The sequence below is a fragment of the Pseudomonas sp. Eth.TT006 genome, from assembly GCF_054456575.1.
Window position 1 is genome coordinate 1 of sequence record NZ_JBTJEN010000021.1, and the last position, 14,034, is coordinate 14,034.

General features: G+C 62.3%; 15 protein-coding genes. 6 read left to right on the plus strand and 9 right to left on the minus strand.

Annotation, left to right across the window (positions count from 1 at the left end):
- Positions 1-26 precede the first annotated feature (26 nt).
- Positions 27-917: an AraC family transcriptional regulator gene (locus ACXR0M_RS24610; RefSeq protein ID WP_047295740.1), complete on the minus strand. Its 891-nt coding sequence runs from the start codon at positions 915-917 to the stop codon at positions 27-29.
- A gap of 190 nt (positions 918-1,107) precedes the next feature.
- On the opposite strand from ACXR0M_RS24610, the gene ACXR0M_RS24615 reads away from it, so the two are divergent.
- Positions 1,108-2,160: an NAD(P)-dependent alcohol dehydrogenase gene (locus ACXR0M_RS24615; protein ID WP_458834250.1), complete on the plus strand. Its 1,053-nt coding sequence runs from the start codon at positions 1,108-1,110 to the stop codon at positions 2,158-2,160.
- On the opposite strand, the gene ACXR0M_RS24620 is transcribed toward ACXR0M_RS24615, so the two are convergent.
- From ACXR0M_RS24620 to ACXR0M_RS24645, 6 genes are all read right to left on the minus strand, one after another.
- Positions 2,157-2,960 (minus strand): IclR family transcriptional regulator, encoded by an 804-nt coding sequence (locus ACXR0M_RS24620; protein WP_458834251.1) that lies wholly within the window; start codon positions 2,958-2,960, stop codon positions 2,157-2,159. The genes ACXR0M_RS24615 and ACXR0M_RS24620 overlap by 4 nt on opposite strands.
- A 60-nt stretch (positions 2,961-3,020) precedes the next feature.
- On the minus strand, positions 3,021-4,325 hold the full coding sequence (locus tag ACXR0M_RS24625; protein ID WP_458834252.1) for an MFS transporter: 1,305 nt from the start codon (positions 4,323-4,325) through the stop codon (positions 3,021-3,023).
- 169 nt (positions 4,326-4,494) lie between these two features.
- Positions 4,495-5,643, minus strand: a complete 1,149-nt coding sequence (dgoD, locus tag ACXR0M_RS24630) for a galactonate dehydratase (protein WP_007961968.1) — start codon at positions 5,641-5,643, stop codon at positions 4,495-4,497.
- A 33-nt stretch (positions 5,644-5,676) separates the two neighbouring features.
- Entirely contained in the window at positions 5,677-6,297 is a 621-nt protein-coding gene (locus ACXR0M_RS24635) for a 2-dehydro-3-deoxy-6-phosphogalactonate aldolase (protein ID WP_458834253.1), read from the minus strand.
- Positions 6,298-6,316: 19 nt separating this feature from the next.
- On the minus strand, positions 6,317-7,306 hold the full coding sequence (locus ACXR0M_RS24640) for a 2-dehydro-3-deoxygalactonokinase (RefSeq protein ID WP_458834254.1): 990 nt from the start codon (positions 7,304-7,306) through the stop codon (positions 6,317-6,319).
- Positions 7,307-7,491: 185 nt separating this feature from the next.
- Positions 7,492-7,974 (minus strand): N-acetyltransferase family protein, encoded by a 483-nt coding sequence (locus ACXR0M_RS24645; RefSeq protein ID WP_458834255.1) that lies wholly within the window; start codon positions 7,972-7,974, stop codon positions 7,492-7,494.
- A gap of 222 nt (positions 7,975-8,196) precedes the next feature.
- On the opposite strand from ACXR0M_RS24645, the gene ACXR0M_RS24650 reads away from it, so the two are divergent.
- The 5 genes from ACXR0M_RS24650 to ACXR0M_RS24670 all read left to right on the plus strand — a co-directional run bounded on the left by ACXR0M_RS24650 (position 8,197) and on the right by ACXR0M_RS24670 (position 11,410).
- Entirely contained in the window at positions 8,197-8,853 is a 657-nt protein-coding gene (locus ACXR0M_RS24650; protein WP_458834256.1) for an HD domain-containing protein, read from the plus strand.
- Between the two features lie 109 nt (positions 8,854-8,962).
- Positions 8,963-10,159 carry an MFS transporter gene (locus ACXR0M_RS24655; protein ID WP_458834257.1) on the plus strand — a complete coding sequence of 399 codons (1,197 nt, stop codon included), beginning with the start codon at positions 8,963-8,965 and terminating at the stop codon, positions 10,157-10,159.
- 82 nt (positions 10,160-10,241) lie between these two features.
- Positions 10,242-10,586 carry a hypothetical protein gene (locus tag ACXR0M_RS24660; protein ID WP_458834258.1) on the plus strand — a complete coding sequence of 115 codons (345 nt, stop codon included), beginning with the start codon at positions 10,242-10,244 and terminating at the stop codon, positions 10,584-10,586.
- Between the two features lie 44 nt (positions 10,587-10,630).
- Positions 10,631-10,885 carry a hypothetical protein gene (locus tag ACXR0M_RS24665; protein WP_458834259.1) on the plus strand — a complete coding sequence of 85 codons (255 nt, stop codon included), beginning with the start codon at positions 10,631-10,633 and terminating at the stop codon, positions 10,883-10,885.
- A 144-nt stretch (positions 10,886-11,029) separates the two neighbouring features.
- Positions 11,030-11,410 carry a Rho termination factor N-terminal domain-containing protein gene (locus ACXR0M_RS24670; RefSeq protein WP_458834260.1) on the plus strand — a complete coding sequence of 127 codons (381 nt, stop codon included), beginning with the start codon at positions 11,030-11,032 and terminating at the stop codon, positions 11,408-11,410.
- Between the two features lie 109 nt (positions 11,411-11,519).
- Here the strand turns inward: ACXR0M_RS24670 and ACXR0M_RS24675 are convergent, their stop codons facing one another.
- On the minus strand, positions 11,520-12,449 hold the full coding sequence (locus ACXR0M_RS24675; RefSeq protein WP_458834261.1) for a PfkB family carbohydrate kinase: 930 nt from the start codon (positions 12,447-12,449) through the stop codon (positions 11,520-11,522).
- Positions 12,442-13,908 carry a purine-cytosine permease family protein gene (locus ACXR0M_RS24680; RefSeq protein ID WP_458834262.1) on the minus strand — a complete coding sequence of 489 codons (1,467 nt, stop codon included), beginning with the start codon at positions 13,906-13,908 and terminating at the stop codon, positions 12,442-12,444. Before ACXR0M_RS24680 ends, ACXR0M_RS24675 begins: the two co-directional genes overlap by 8 nt.
- Positions 13,909-14,034 lie beyond the last annotated feature (126 nt).

A 14,034-nucleotide genomic window follows, 5' to 3' on the forward strand; every position in this document is an offset into this window, starting at 1 on the left:
GCCAATTCAGCCTATTGTGCGGCAACTCAGGCCACGCGTTCTTCGCCCGGGCTGCGCTCGAAGTAGCGCTTGTACTCACGACTGAACTGCGACGTGCTCTGATACCCCACCCGATGCGCGACCTGCGCCACGCCCAGCCCTTCTGCCACCAGCAACGTCTGCGCCTTGAGCAAACGCAAGCGCTTGAGGTACTGCACCGGCGACAACAACGTGCTGCGTTTGAAGTGTTCGTGAAACGACGAAACGCTCATGTTGGCGCAACTGGCCAGAGTCTCGACATTCAGCGGTTCGGTGTAATGCGCGTGCAGATGGCTGATCGACGCCGCGACCCGGGCGAACTGCCCCTGTTGTTCCACCAGTGCGCGCAACACATCGGCCTGCGGTCCGCGCAGCGCGGTGAACAATAATTCGCGCACCCGCGCCGGGCCGAGAATCTGCCGCTCCAGCGGATCGTGCAGGCAACGCAGCAAGCGTTCGACGCAGCCGCGCATGTCATCGTCGAGCACCACTGACGTCATCGACTCCGGGGTTTGCGCCGGAATGTGCCGCCCCGGCGCCAGCCCCATGGCCAGCACCAGTTCGCCGAGCAGCACGCGGTCGATGGCCACCGACACCCCAAGCAACGGCGCGTCGGGCAAGGCAAAGGTTTCGCACTCGAACGGCACCGGCAGCGCCTGAATCAGGTAGTGCCCAGCGCCATATTCCATGGTGCGCGGGCCGAGGAACGCCAGTTTGCTGCCCTGGGCGATGATCATCAGGCTCGGCTCATAAATGTGCGGGCCGCGCGCGACGTCGCAACTGGCGCGCAACACCTGCACGCCGGGCAACCCGGTCTGGCTGTAACCATCGCACAGCGCCAGCGGCTCGATCAGCGAAACCAGTGTGGCATTGGCATCAAGGTGGCGGGTCAACTGCATCGGAGGGGTCTTCAAAAAAGTCACGGAAAAAGGCAGGCAAGCATCATCGCAGATCCTTTCGCCAATGCGTTTGCCCAGACCTGCATGCCGGAGGATTAGGCATGAGACCCGGAGGAATCGTCATGGCCGCAGCGACAGACGGCGCCCAGAATGTGCCACCTCACCTGTCACTGCTTTTGCGAGGTTCCTCATGTACACCGCTATCGGCTATGCCGCTCAATCGGCCACCACCCCCCTCGCCCCGATGAAATTCGAACGCCGCAGCCCTCGCGCTGACGACGTGGCGATCGAGATTCTGTACTGCGGCGTCTGCCACTCCGACATCCACCAGGCGCGCAACGAATGGGGCATCGCCGTGTACCCGTTGATGCCCGGCCACGAGATCGTCGGCAAAGTCACCGCCATCGGTGCCAACGTCACCCAACACAAAGTCGGCGATCTGGTCGGTGTCGGCTGCATGGTCGACTCCTGCCGCACCTGCGCCGCCTGCCAGCAGAACCTCGAGCAATACTGCCTCGAAGGCCCGACCATGACCTACGCCACGCCGGACCGGGTCGATGGCAGCAACACCATGGGCGGCTACTCGGACAGTATCGTGGTCAGCGAGCACTTCGTCGTGCGCATTCCGGAGAAACTCGATCTGGCCAGCGCCGCGCCGATCCTCTGCGCCGGCATCACCACCTACTCGCCGCTCAAGCACTACGGGGTCAAGGCTGGCGACAAGGTCGGGATTCTCGGCATGGGCGGCCTCGGGCACATGGGCATCAAGTTCGCCAAGGCCATGGGCGCGGAAGTCACGCTGTTCACCCGTTCGGCGAGCAAGGCCGAGGAAGGTCGTCGTCAGGGCGCCGATCATGTGATCGTCTCCACCGATGCCGAGCAGATGGCCGCCGCTGCCGGCCGTTTCGACTTCCTGCTCGATACCATTCCGGTGCAGCACGACCTCAACCCGTACCTGCAAACCCTGCGCTTTGATGGCGTGCACATTCTGGTCGGCCTGATCGAACCGATCGATCCGCCAGTGCATGCCGCCAACCTGGTGCTGGGCCGTCGTGTGCTGGCCGGTTCGTTGATCGGCGGCATCGCCGAAACCCAGGAAGTGCTGGATTTCTGCGCCGAGCATGACATCACCTGTGACATCGAAATGCTCGACATCCGCCAGATCAACGAGGCTTACGCGCGGATGATCGCCGGTGACGTGAAATACCGTTTCGTGATCGACATGGCGACGCTCAAGGTTTAAATCTTTAAACCCAGCTCCGCCGACAGCCGGGCTGTGACCCCTTTGATCAGGGGGATCAGCTCGGCCATTTTTTCCAGCGGCATGTACGGCACGGTGCTGGCGATGCTGATCGCCGCCACAATGCGCTTGCTCGCGTCACGAATCGGCGCCGCCACGCAGCGGATCGACGGTTCGTTGTCTTCCAGATCGAAGGCGTAGCCCCCGGCCACGTACTCGGTCATGCGCTGCTCAAGCTGTTCCCACGATTGCTGGGGATGCTGCGGCCAGAACTGACTTTTCCCACCCGCCGGCAGGCTGAGATCATACAGCCGCTGCCAATCCTGCGGCGCATCATCGAGCATCAACGCCTTGCCGATTCCGGTACGCGCCAGCGGCATGCGATGGCCGACCCGCGAACGCATTTCCGGGCCATAACGTCCCGGATTTTTCAGCAGATACAAGACCTCGTCGCCTTCGCGAATGCCCAGATGCACGGTGTCACCGGTCAGCGCCGACAACTCGTCCAGATACGGCGCAGCCAGACTCACCAGCGGCAACTCTTCGCGCGCCTGAAACCCCAGCTCGATCAGCTTCGGCCCCAGCAGGTAGCCGATTTGCGGGACCACGCGCAGATAGCGTTCGTCCACCAGACAACTGGCCAGACGATGGGTGGTGCTGCGCGTGGTGCCGATCAGCCGGGCGATCTCTTTCAGATCGCGCGCGCCACTGGCCACCGCCTGCACCACCCCCAGTCCGCGAAGCAGCGTCTGGGTGCCGGTGGGCGCGGCGTCCTTGGTTTTTTCCGGGGCGTCTTCCTGCATATCCAGCCTTTACCGTTGAGCGAGGGAACGGGCGGCATTATGGTCGCCCGACGCGAAGCACTACAACTCGATACGCTCGACCTTGCCCACCAGCAGCACGTAGGACAACGCACCGATCAACGCCAGCACGGCAATGTAGGTGATCGCCGGGGCAAACGAATCGCCGCTGGCGAGGAAACCAATGACGATCGGCGTGGCAATCGCCGACAGGTTGCCGATGAAGTTGAACACCCCGCCGGTCAGCCCGAGCAAGCGCGCCGGTGCCAAGGTCGAAACCAGTGACCAGGTGATCGACGCCAGCCCGTTGCCGAAAAACGCCAGCGCCAGAAAGGCAATCACCAACGGCGTCGACTCGACGAAATTGGCGCCGATGATCGAGGTGGAAATCAGCAGCCCGCCAATGATCGGCAGCTTGCGCGCAAAACCCACACTGCAGCCGCGTCGAATCAGCAGATCGGAAAAGAACCCGGAACACAGCACGCCCACGAACGCGGCGAGAAACGGCAACGACGCCAACAGGCCGGACTTGATGAAGTCCATGCCGCGATATTTCACCAGGTAGGTCGGAAACCACGTCAGAAAAAACCACAGCGTCGAGTTCAGGCAGAACTGGCCGAGGTAGATGCCCCACAACTTGCGCTTGCTCAGGACGATGCCCAGATCAGTCCAACTGAACGCAGCCTTGGCGGTTTGCGTTTGAATGTCGACCAGCCCGCCACCCTCGCGGATCAGCTCGATCTCCGCGTCGTTGGCGCCCTTGAAATCGCGCGGCTCGCGATACACCGCGTACCAGATCGCCGCCCAGACAATCCCCGCCGCGCCGGTGGCGACGAACACCATGTGCCAGCCGAATTCATGTTGCAGCCACGCCAGCACCGGGGTCAGAAACGCCAGCCCGACGAATTGCCCGGAGGTGTAGAAACCGATCGCCGTGGCCCGCTCGCGCTCGGGAAACCAGGTGGTGACCACGCGGCTGTTGATCGGATAGGCCGGCGCTTCCAGTGCGCCGACCGCCATGCGCAATACGAACAGCGCGATGAAGCTGGCAGCGAAACCCAGCAGCACCGTGGCCAGCGACCACAGCAGCAGCGCGACACTGTAGAGAATGCGCGGCGGCACCCGATCCACCAGCCAGCCGCCGGGGATCTGCATCGCCGCATAGGTCCAGCCGAACGCGGAGAAAATCAGCCCGACGTGCACCGGATCGATGCCCAGTTCGCTGGTCAGCGCGGGGGCGGCAATCGACAGGTTGCTGCGGTCGAGGTAGTTGATCACCACGGTGATGAACAGCAGCACCATGATGAAGAATCGCTTGCGGCTGGGCGTGACTAGACACGCCTGCCCGGTAAGGGTTTGCGGTGGCATGGGGGTGCCTCTTTTTATGATTATTTGAGGACAGTCTTGAAGCTGAACCGGCCCCTGTGGGAGCTGGCTTGCCAGCGATAGCGGTGCATCTGTTACATCAGTGTCGGATGTGCCGCCGTCATCGCTGGCAAGCCAGCTCCCACAGGGATTGGGGTGGATCAGAGGGTGCTCACCACTCGGCAAAACTGCCATCGGCATGGCGCCAGATCGGGTTGCGCCAGCGGTGGCCGACCGCCGCGCGTTCGATCACGTATTCCTCGTTGATCTCGATGCCCAGCCCCGGGCCGTTCGGAATCTTCACGAAGCCCTGGTCGTAGTCGAACACCCGTGGGTCCTTCACGTAGTCGAGCAAATCATTGCTCTCGTTGTAATGGATGCCCAGGCTCTGCTCCTGGATAAACGCGTTGTAACAAGCGGCGTCGAGTTGCAGACACGCCGCCAGCGCAATCGGCCCCAGCGGGCAATGCAGCGCCAGCGCCACGTCATAGGCTTCGGCCATGTTGGCGATCTTGCGGGTTTCGGTGATGCCGCCGGCGTGGGAAGCATCCGGCTGGATGATGTCGACGTAGCCTTCGCTCAACACCCGTTTAAAGTCCCAGCGCGAGAACAGCCGCTCACCGAGGGCAATCGGTGTGCTGGTCAACGGCGCCAGTTCTTTCAGCGCTTCGTAGTTTTCGCTGAGCACCGGTTCTTCGATGAACATCAGTTTGTACGGATCGAGTTCCTTCATCAGCACCTTGGCCATCGGCTTGTGCACCCGACCGTGAAAGTCGACACCGATACCAACGTTCGGCCCGACTGCGTCACGCACGGCGGCCACGTTGGCCAGCGCGAGATCGACTTTCTCGAAGGAATCGAGGAATTGCAGCTCTTCGGTGCCGTTCATTTTCACCGCCGTAAAACCCCGGCTCACCGCCTCTTTCGCGGCGCGAGCGGTGTCGGCCGGACGGTCGCCGCCGATCCATGAATACACGCGGATCTTGTCACGCACCTGACCGCCGAGCAGATCGCTGACCGACACCCCGAGGGCCTTGCCTTTGATGTCCCACAGCGCCTGATCGATACCGGCCAGCGCGCTCATGTGGATCGCGCCGCCACGGTAAAAGCCGCCGCGATAAAGCACGGTCCAGATGTCCTCGATATTGCGTGGGTCTTTGCCGATCAGGTAGTCGGACAATTCCTCGACCGCTGCAGCCACGGTGTGGGCGCGGCCCTCGACCACGGGCTCGCCCCAACCGGTCACGCCCTCGTCGGTTTCGACCTTGAGGAAGCACCAGCGCGGCGGGACGATGAAGGTGGTGAGTTTGGTGATTTTCATCTTCTTGTCTCTCTTGTAGATGCGCCAGAAATGTTAGCGAAGGGCTTTCCAGGCGGCGACGTAGGCCTTGGCATTTACCGCTACTTGCTCAACTGTCATGCCCGGTTTGAACAGACCGGAACCAAGGCCGAAACCTTTCACGCCGGCATCGATGAACGCCTGCATATTGTCCGGGGTGATCCCGCCGACCGGCGCCAGCACCGTTCCCGCAGGCAGCACCGCGAGCCAGGCTTTAACCACCGCCGGCCCCATCTGCTCGGCCGGGAACAGCTTGAGAATGTCCGCGCCCTCCTCCAGCGCCGCGAAGGCTTCGGTCGGCGTGGCAACCCCCGGTGACAGGTACAGCCCCGCCGCTTTCGCCGCGCGCAGCACTTTGGCGTCGCTGTGCGGCATGACGATCACCTGACCGCCCGCGGCTTTCACCTGCTCGACCTGTTCGGCGGTCAGCACCGTGCCGGCTCCGATCAGGCAATCGGCAGGCAAGGTCTGACGCAGGATGCGGATACTGTCGTACGGCGAAGGGGAATTGAGCGGTACTTCGATGACGCGAAATCCAGCCGCATACAGGACTTCTCCGACAGCGGCGGCTTCCTGCGGATGCAGGCCACGCAGAATCGCGATCAGACCGTTTTCTGCCAGTGCTTGTTTGAGCATGTCAGGCCTCCAGTCAGGGTTAACGGGATGAGGAATCGAGCAGTCCGGCGGCCAGCGCCAGTTGCCACAGGCCACGCTCGGTGGCCTGCTCGGCCAGCGTCACGTTGGCGAAACCGCAGGCATCGAGGGCGCGGCTGTAGCGGGTGCAGAGTTGCGCGTTGCCGATGAGGATGATCGATGGGAGATGCGGACTGTTACGCCGACGGCGTTGCCCTCCAGCCAGTGCTGCCAGCTCATGGCCGATCATCAGCCCCGAGAGGTAATCCGCCTGCGCCGTCGGCGCCAGTTCGCCGGTCAGGCCCAGGGTACGGGCACTGAACAGTGTCGAGAGCACGCCGAGTTCGCCGTCCGCTGACTGCGCGACCTGCACGCCACGGTCAAACGCCGGGCCATCGAAGGACGCAGCCGGTTGCTGGGTGCGCCCGAGAATGCTGTGTTCACTGAGTACGGCGAACACTTCGCCGGTCATGAACGTATCGAAATGCGTGATGCGGCCATCGACCACTTCCACCCATTTGGAATGGCTGCCCGGCAGACCGATCAACAGATCGCCGCCCGCCTCCGCCGGCAGGTTCTGCAGCACGCCAAGTACCTGAGTCTCTTCCCCGCGCATCACATTGGGCAGCCGTGAGCGCTGAATCACGCCCGGAACGATGTGCACCCGAGTGCCGCGCAGACTGATCAGGGTTTGTAGGGAGTTTCCGAGATTGGCGACGTTCGCCGGCGTTTCGCAGTAGGCCGCTTCGCGCCAGCCCTGGGCGCTGCCGACCATGCCGCAAGCGATTACCGGTAGCTCCGGTTGCGCGGCGAGCCAGTCACCACAGGCCTCTTCGAAAGCCAGTTCAAAGCCGTCGGCGCATTCACGGCCGTTGATGACGCGCGGCGTCTTCGGTAGCTGCATGATCCCGGACGACAGCGCACGCTGCTCCAGCACCACCCCGCCCGCCGCGAGTTTGTAAGCACGTAATGAGGTCGTCCCCCAATCGAGCGCGATCAATTGCGCCTGCATCGCTTCACCTGTTTTGTTTTTTGGCAGTGAGTGCGACGGACTATAAACCTTGGCGTGATAAAATCTCAATATATAAATATCATTCCCATATTATGGGATTAGAGTAAAAAAGATCGCAGCCTTCGGCAGCTCCTACAGGGATGAGCATGTAGGAGCTGCCGCAGGCTGCGATCTTTTCTACAGGGTCAGCGACCCTCGGCGAACTCGCGCAGCACCTTGCCATCCATGCGATAACGCACCCATTCTTCCTGCGGCTGCGCGCCGAGGGATTTGTAGAATTCGATGGCCGGGGTGTTCCAGTCCAGTACGCTCCATTCGAAGCGCCCGCAGTCGTTGTCGCAGGCGATTTTCGCCAGATGCCGCAGCAGGGTTTTGCCGGCACCGCCGCCGCGTTGTTCGGGGGTGATGTAGAGGTCTTCGAGGTACAGGCAGTTGCTGCCCAGCCACGTCGAATAGCTGAAGAAGAACACCGCAAAACCGATCGGTACACCGTCGCGCAGGCAGATCAGGCCGTGGGCGGTAGCGCCTTCGCTGAACAGGCTGCGTTCGATGTCGGTGACGCTGGCGATGACTTCGTGGCGGGCCTTTTCGAAATCTGCCAGTTCGGTGATGAAGGCGAGGATTTGCGGCGCATCGCTGGGAGTCGCCGGGCGGATTTCGATCGTCATGAACAGGCCTTGTCGGAAAAGGAAAGCGCCATACTAAGGCCGCGGACCGCGCTCGTCACATGCCAAACCAGGTAGAGAACCTTGTGGTGAGGGGATTTATCCCCGATGGGGTGCGCAGCAGCCCTGAAAAAATGGGACTGCTTCGCACTCCATCGGGGATAAATCCCCTCACCACAGAAGTATCATTCGCTGCAAAATTTGGCTAAGCCTGCAAGGAGGCTCATGAACGCCACTGCTTTTACGCCGCTCACCTCACTCGCCGCCGAGTTGTTGCCCCACGCGCTGGAACCCTCCGGCGACGGCGCCCACGACCTCGCCCATCTGCAACGGGTGTGGCACAACGCGCGCACGCTGCAGGCCGAAGAAGGCGGCGAGCTTGAAGTGTTGCTCGCCGCCGTATTGCTGCACGACTGCGTGGCGGTGGAAAAGAATTCACCGCTGCGCTCGCAGGCTTCGCGGCTTGCCGCAGACAAAGCCGCCAGCGTACTGGCCGACCTGAACTGGCCGGAAAGCAAAATCAGCGCCGTCACCCACGCCATCGAAGCCCACAGTTTTTCCGCCAATATCACTCCGCTGACACTGGAGGCAAAACTGGTCCAGGACGCCGACCGGCTAGAATCGTTGGGCATGCTCGGCGTCGCCCGTACCTTCTACGTGGCCGGGCGCATGGGTAGCGCGCTGTACGACCCGCTCGACCCCGAAGCCAAGGCCCGCGACTACGACGACACGCGCTATTGCCTCGACCATTTCCAGACCAAACTGCTGCACCTCGCCGACGGTTTCCAGACCGCTGCCGGGCAGCGTCTGGCGCAAGTTCGTCATCAGCGTCTGAAAGGTTTCATGGAGCAGTTCAAGGAAGAAATCGGTATCGACTGGTAGCCGTTACTCCGGCGTGCGGTGATCCTGAGATCAGCAAGCTCAGAACTAATCCGCGCCGATGGCATGTTAGATAGTTGAAGCTCAACTCTGCCGGTCAAGGAACCGCGCCATGCCGTCAGCAACACCCCTGGTCTCGAGCCGCCTGTTCGGCCTGTTCTGCCTCGCCAGTTATCTGTTGTCACTGTCGTACGGGTCGACGTTTTTACTGTCGCTATTGATCAGCTCACGCGGGGGTAACGAACACGATGCCGGCAGCGTGATCAGTGCGGCGATGCTCAGCACGTTCGTCGCGGTGCTGGTCTCAGGGCACCTGTCGGATCTTCTCGGTGCGACCCGTTCAGTCGCTTTGTTCGGCCTGTTGCTGGTGGTCGCCAGCCTGGGTTTCGCGCTGACGCCGGGGTTCGGCCATCTGCTGCTGTTTTTCGGTTTGCTGTTGGGTCTGGGCTGGGGCGTTTTCTACACGCTGGGGCCGATCATCGTTGCCAGTCTGGTGACCCCGGCGCAACGGGCGAAATACTTTGCGCTGTTGTCCGGGAGCATGATGAGCGGCATCGGCAGCGGACCGTTGCTCGGGCGGGCCGCCAGTGCCTGCGGCCTGCCCCTGACCTCGGCCTTCTACCTGGCGGCGCTGGCGAGCCTGATCGGCGTGCTGCTGTTCTGGCGTCTGGGAGCACGCCTGCAAGGTACGCAAACCGCTTCGGCGGCCAGGATTAGTTGGCAGGCGACAACTTCGGTGCTCGGCTCCCGGGCCCTGTTCCCGATCATCATGGTCGGTCTGGGTGGCTGCGTATTCGGCGGGCTGTCGAGCTTCCAGACCAGTTACGCCACGGCTCGCTCGCTGGACTACTCACTGTTCTTTCTGGGCTTCATGAGCGCCGCTATCAGCAGCCGAATGCTGATCGCAGGCTTTGTGGTCAAGCGCGATCCTCTGTGGGCTTCGTGTCTGTTGTCGGGGCTGATGCTGGGCTCGATCGTAATGTTCGCGTTCGGCGTAGAAAGCGCTTTCAGCTATCTGCTGGCAGCACTCATGCTCGGCGTCGGTTATGGCCTGACGTACTCGGTGATCAACGGCCTCGCCGCCAACGAAGCGCCCCACGGCGCCACGTCCCAGGCGCTGTTAATGTTCAGCCTGGCTTACTTCATCGGCGTGTTCGGCTTCCCTTTGCTGGCCGGGAAAATCATCGTCGAACACGGCTTGCCAACGTTGCTGCTCGCTGTGCTGGGCGTGGCACTGATGAACTGGCTGATCACGGTTGGCCGACTGCTGTGGCGTTACGCCGGAATCAAAACCCTCGCGCCGGAATAGACCGTTCGTCGTTCATCAGGCACCAATCCAGTTTCAGGGCAGACCAATCAGAGGTAAGGAATTCAATCACTGGAGAAGCCCTATGATCCCGTCAAGGTTGACTGCCCTCGTTTTCGCCGCCCTGCTCAGTCCTGCGGTGTTTGCCGCTTCGACCACCGCAGCAGGCACCGGTCCTACCGACCCGGTTCCATCGCCACGTGCCCCCGCCATCAACAGTGCACCGGGGATGAACACCGATGGTTCCGGCGTGCCATTGATCAATCAGCCACCCGCCACCGGCACCGACCCGCGCACCCAAGGCAGCGATCCTGGCCGCCAGGGTGGCATGAACACCCCTGACGCCCCTGCCACCCCCGATAACGCCGGCCCCGGCGTCGGCTCGAAAACCACCACCGGTGGTTCGGGTTCCGAGGGCGGCAGCCAGTAGTTCGCCGACGCGAGCGTCCTATTCACATCCATGAAGAGGTAACCATGAACGTCGATAAAAACCTGGAAAAAGAAGTCCTCACCCGCCTGCTGCACGCCCATCCGAGCGGACTGGGCAAAGAGGTGCTGGACAACTATCGCGGTGAGAAAGTCGTGGCCAGCGCCCTCGCCGCCCTGCAGGATCGCGGACTGATCCACCATGGCCATGTGACCTGCAACGAGGCCGGCGAACACTCGTTGAATCTGCCGATCAAGCTCAGCGCCGCTGGCGTCGAAGCGGCACGCAAGCTTGAGAACTAGAAAGTCGTGAACGCGTAACCCTGTAGGAGCTGCCGCAGGCTGCGATCTGTTGATTTTAAAATCCAGATCAAAAGATCGCAGCCTGCGGCAGCTCCTACAGATGACCACGTGTGAATCTCATCTACCGACGCAAGGAGAAATCCCATGCCTCGTGGAAGCAAAGACAAATACACCGCCGAGCAGAAGCGCAAGGCCGAACATATCGAAGACAGTTACGAGCACAAGGGCCTGTCCAAAGACGAGGCCGAAGCCCGTGCCTGGGCCACGGTCAACAAGCAGTCGGGCGGCGGCGAGAAGGCCGGCGGCTCCGGGCGCAAGAAGCCGGCGAGCGCCAAGTCCGAGGATCGCAAGGAATCATCGCGACGTGCGGTGGCCAGCCGCAAGGGGCATGCGCGGGACAGCAAAGCGTCGCGCGATGAGCAGACTGTCGACAGTTTGCGCAAGGAGGCTCGGGCGAAGAACATTCCGGGGCGTTCTTCGATGCGCAAGGATGAGTTGATTGCGGCGTTGCGCAAGGCCAGTTGATTTTTGTTGGGAGGCTGATGGCCCCTTCGCGAGCAAGCCCGCTCCCACATTGGATTTGTGTCGTTCAAAAATCCAATGTGGGAGCGGGCTTGCTCGCGAAAGCGTCAGATCAGGCGCCGCAGGACTCACGGATAAACGCATCCACCTCTGCCGCCCCCGGCGCAGTCGCCGGCCCCCACCGCGTCACCGCCAAAGCCGCCGCCGCATTTGCCCTTGAAGCCGCCTCATACATGTCCAAACCCCGCGCCAACCCAGCAACAAACACCCCGGCATGCGCATCCCCAGCGCCATTGCTGTCCACCGCTTTCACGGTAAACCCCGGCACCTGCCGACGCTCCCCGGCCTGTTGAATCCAGCAACCCTGCGGCCCATCGCGGACCACGATCAAGACATCGGTCGGCAAATGCTCGGCAAGCCGATCCAGCGCCTCGGCGATGTCCGCTGCCCCGGTAAAGCGCAGCGCCTCGACACTGTTGCTGGTCCACACATCGATGCGTGGCAGCAGCGCCTGCATCAGCGCTGAATCCGGCGACTCGACCAAGGGACCCGGATCAAACACCACGTTGATCGCCTGCGGCAATGCCAGCGTCCAGTCCAGCAGCGCCTGCGCCTTGCCTGCATGCAGCAGACTGTAACCGCTGACATAAACGTAATCGCCCACCTCGGCCGCCACGCTGTTCAAGTCCTCCTCGGTCACCTCCCCTTCGGCGCCGATGTAGGAAATAAAACTGCGCTCGGCCGAGGCATCGGTCAGTGCCACGCAGATTCCGGTGTCGCGTGGCGCAGGCGTGTGGATGCCGATGTGAATGCCTTCGTCATGCATCGCTTGCCGCGCAAGGTCGCCGAATCGCCCGCTGCCGTGACGGCCGAGATAAACCACCGGCAAGCCATTGCGCACGGCAGCAGCCATCACATTGAAACCGCCACCGGCCTCGAAACCGGCGGACTGCGCCAGCACATCACCGCCGACTTGCGGCAAGCGATCCACGGTCATGACCAGGTCGATAATGACCTGGCCGGTGTGCAACAGCTTAGGCATGAGCACCCTCGACTTGCGCGGCGCGACGGTCTTTTGCCCCGCCCAGCACCAGATAAATACCACCGGCCACGACGAAGGTCACGATCCAGCCCAGCCCGTTGTGGCCCAGCCATGAGTCGGACAGAAAGCCCTTGAACCAGACGTTCTCGGCAGTGGTACCGATGGTGGTGAAACTGAAGCCGAGCACGATGGCAATCGCCCACGCGCCGAACGCGCGCCACTCGACGCCGCCGCGATACCAGTAGGCGCTGCTCGGGCTGACGTCGAGCAGGTCTTGCGGGCTGTAGTAGTGACGATGAATCAGGTCGACCACGAAGATCCCGACCCACGCGGTAATCGGCACCGCCAGCAGGGAAATGAAGGTGATGAACGGGCCGTAGAAGCTGTCGGCGATCAGCATGAAGTAGATCGAGCCGGCGAAGATCGCGACGATGTCCACCACAACCGCGTACACCCGTTTGACCTTCAGGCCGAGCGTCAGAGTGGTCAGACCGGCGGAGTACACCGAGAGGTTGTTCGACAGCAGCAGGCCACCGAACGCGGTGATCAGGTACGGCACGGCCATCCAGGTCGGCAGCATGTCGCGGATCGCCACGATCGGATCCGTCGCCGACGCCAGGTCGTTATTGCCCACCGACAGCAGGCCGCCGAGGGTGATCAGCAGCACCAGCGGAATCCCCGCGCCGAACGCCGCCGACGCCACCAGACGCACGGCTTTGACGCTGCGGTGCTGGTAGCGCGACATGTCCGCACCGGCGTTGGCCCAGCCGATCCCGGTGCCGGCGGCCATGGTGCCGATGCCGATGATCATCGCGCTCAGCGGTGCCGGGGTGGCGTTGAACACGGCGCTCCAGTCGATGGTGGCGCAGAGGAAGCCGCCGACCAGAATGTTCAACGCGCCGAACACGTAGGTCGCCCACTTCTGGATCACCAGCAAGGTGGCGTGGCCGAGGCCGGACACCGACAGCGTCAGCAGGACGAAAATCGCGATGAAGATCAGCGTCAGCACGGGTGCACTCTTCGCCTCGACTGGCGAGCCAAACAGGATCGAGCACAGCGACAGCAACACGAACGCCGCGGTGGTGGTGTTGACCGTTTCCCAACCCAGACGCGACATCAGCGAGACCAGCGTCGGGCCGATGTTACCGCGTACGCCGAAGATCGCCCGCGACAAGGTCAGGCTTGGCGCGCGGCCACGACGGCCGGCAATCGAGATGATCCCCACCACCGCGAACGACCCGGCGGCACCGACAATCGCGACGATGATCGCCTGCCAGATCGCCAACCCGCGAAACGCCACCAGCGTGGCGCCCAGCGGCAGCCCGAGGATGGAAATGTTGGCAGCGAACCAGACCCAGAACAGCTGCAGCGGGTGACCGTTGCACTCGGCTTCCGGCACCGGTTCGATGCCCCGGGTTTCCAGTTGCCCGACGCTTTGCCCGGCGTTTGATGAACTCATGAACGGTGCTCCTGTTTGCCTTTTTTGTGGTTGTGGCAATGATGCAAACGACAAGACATCCGGCCTTCCTGGGCCTGTCTGCGCGATCCATTGCGGGTGAATATTCGATTATGCGGTGTGCCAATC

What these genes read in the sequence shown, in the direction of transcription:
- ACXR0M_RS24610 (WP_047295740.1), bottom strand. Translation starts at nt 917, where the DNA reads ATGCAGTTGACCCGCCACCTTGATGCCAATGCCACACTGGTTTCGCTG.
- ACXR0M_RS24615 (WP_458834250.1), top strand. Translation starts at nt 1,108, where the DNA reads ATGTACACCGCTATCGGCTATGCCGCTCAATCGGCCACCACCCCCCTC.
- ACXR0M_RS24620 (WP_458834251.1), bottom strand. Translation starts at nt 2,960, where the DNA reads ATGCAGGAAGACGCCCCGGAAAAAACCAAGGACGCCGCGCCCACCGGC.
- ACXR0M_RS24625 (WP_458834252.1), bottom strand. Translation starts at nt 4,325, where the DNA reads ATGCCACCGCAAACCCTTACCGGGCAGGCGTGTCTAGTCACGCCCAGC.
- dgoD (WP_007961968.1), bottom strand. Translation starts at nt 5,643, where the DNA reads ATGAAAATCACCAAACTCACCACCTTCATCGTCCCGCCGCGCTGGTGC.
- ACXR0M_RS24635 (WP_458834253.1), bottom strand. Translation starts at nt 6,297, where the DNA reads ATGCTCAAACAAGCACTGGCAGAAAACGGTCTGATCGCGATTCTGCGT.
- ACXR0M_RS24640 (WP_458834254.1), bottom strand. Translation starts at nt 7,306, where the DNA reads ATGCAGGCGCAATTGATCGCGCTCGATTGGGGGACGACCTCATTACGT.
- ACXR0M_RS24645 (WP_458834255.1), bottom strand. Translation starts at nt 7,974, where the DNA reads ATGACGATCGAAATCCGCCCGGCGACTCCCAGCGATGCGCCGCAAATC.
- ACXR0M_RS24650 (WP_458834256.1), top strand. Translation starts at nt 8,197, where the DNA reads ATGAACGCCACTGCTTTTACGCCGCTCACCTCACTCGCCGCCGAGTTG.
- ACXR0M_RS24655 (WP_458834257.1), top strand. Translation starts at nt 8,963, where the DNA reads ATGCCGTCAGCAACACCCCTGGTCTCGAGCCGCCTGTTCGGCCTGTTC.
- ACXR0M_RS24660 (WP_458834258.1), top strand. Translation starts at nt 10,242, where the DNA reads ATGATCCCGTCAAGGTTGACTGCCCTCGTTTTCGCCGCCCTGCTCAGT.
- ACXR0M_RS24665 (WP_458834259.1), top strand. Translation starts at nt 10,631, where the DNA reads ATGAACGTCGATAAAAACCTGGAAAAAGAAGTCCTCACCCGCCTGCTG.
- ACXR0M_RS24670 (WP_458834260.1), top strand. Translation starts at nt 11,030, where the DNA reads ATGCCTCGTGGAAGCAAAGACAAATACACCGCCGAGCAGAAGCGCAAG.
- ACXR0M_RS24675 (WP_458834261.1), bottom strand. Translation starts at nt 12,449, where the DNA reads ATGCCTAAGCTGTTGCACACCGGCCAGGTCATTATCGACCTGGTCATG.
- ACXR0M_RS24680 (WP_458834262.1), bottom strand. Translation starts at nt 13,908, where the DNA reads ATGAGTTCATCAAACGCCGGGCAAAGCGTCGGGCAACTGGAAACCCGG.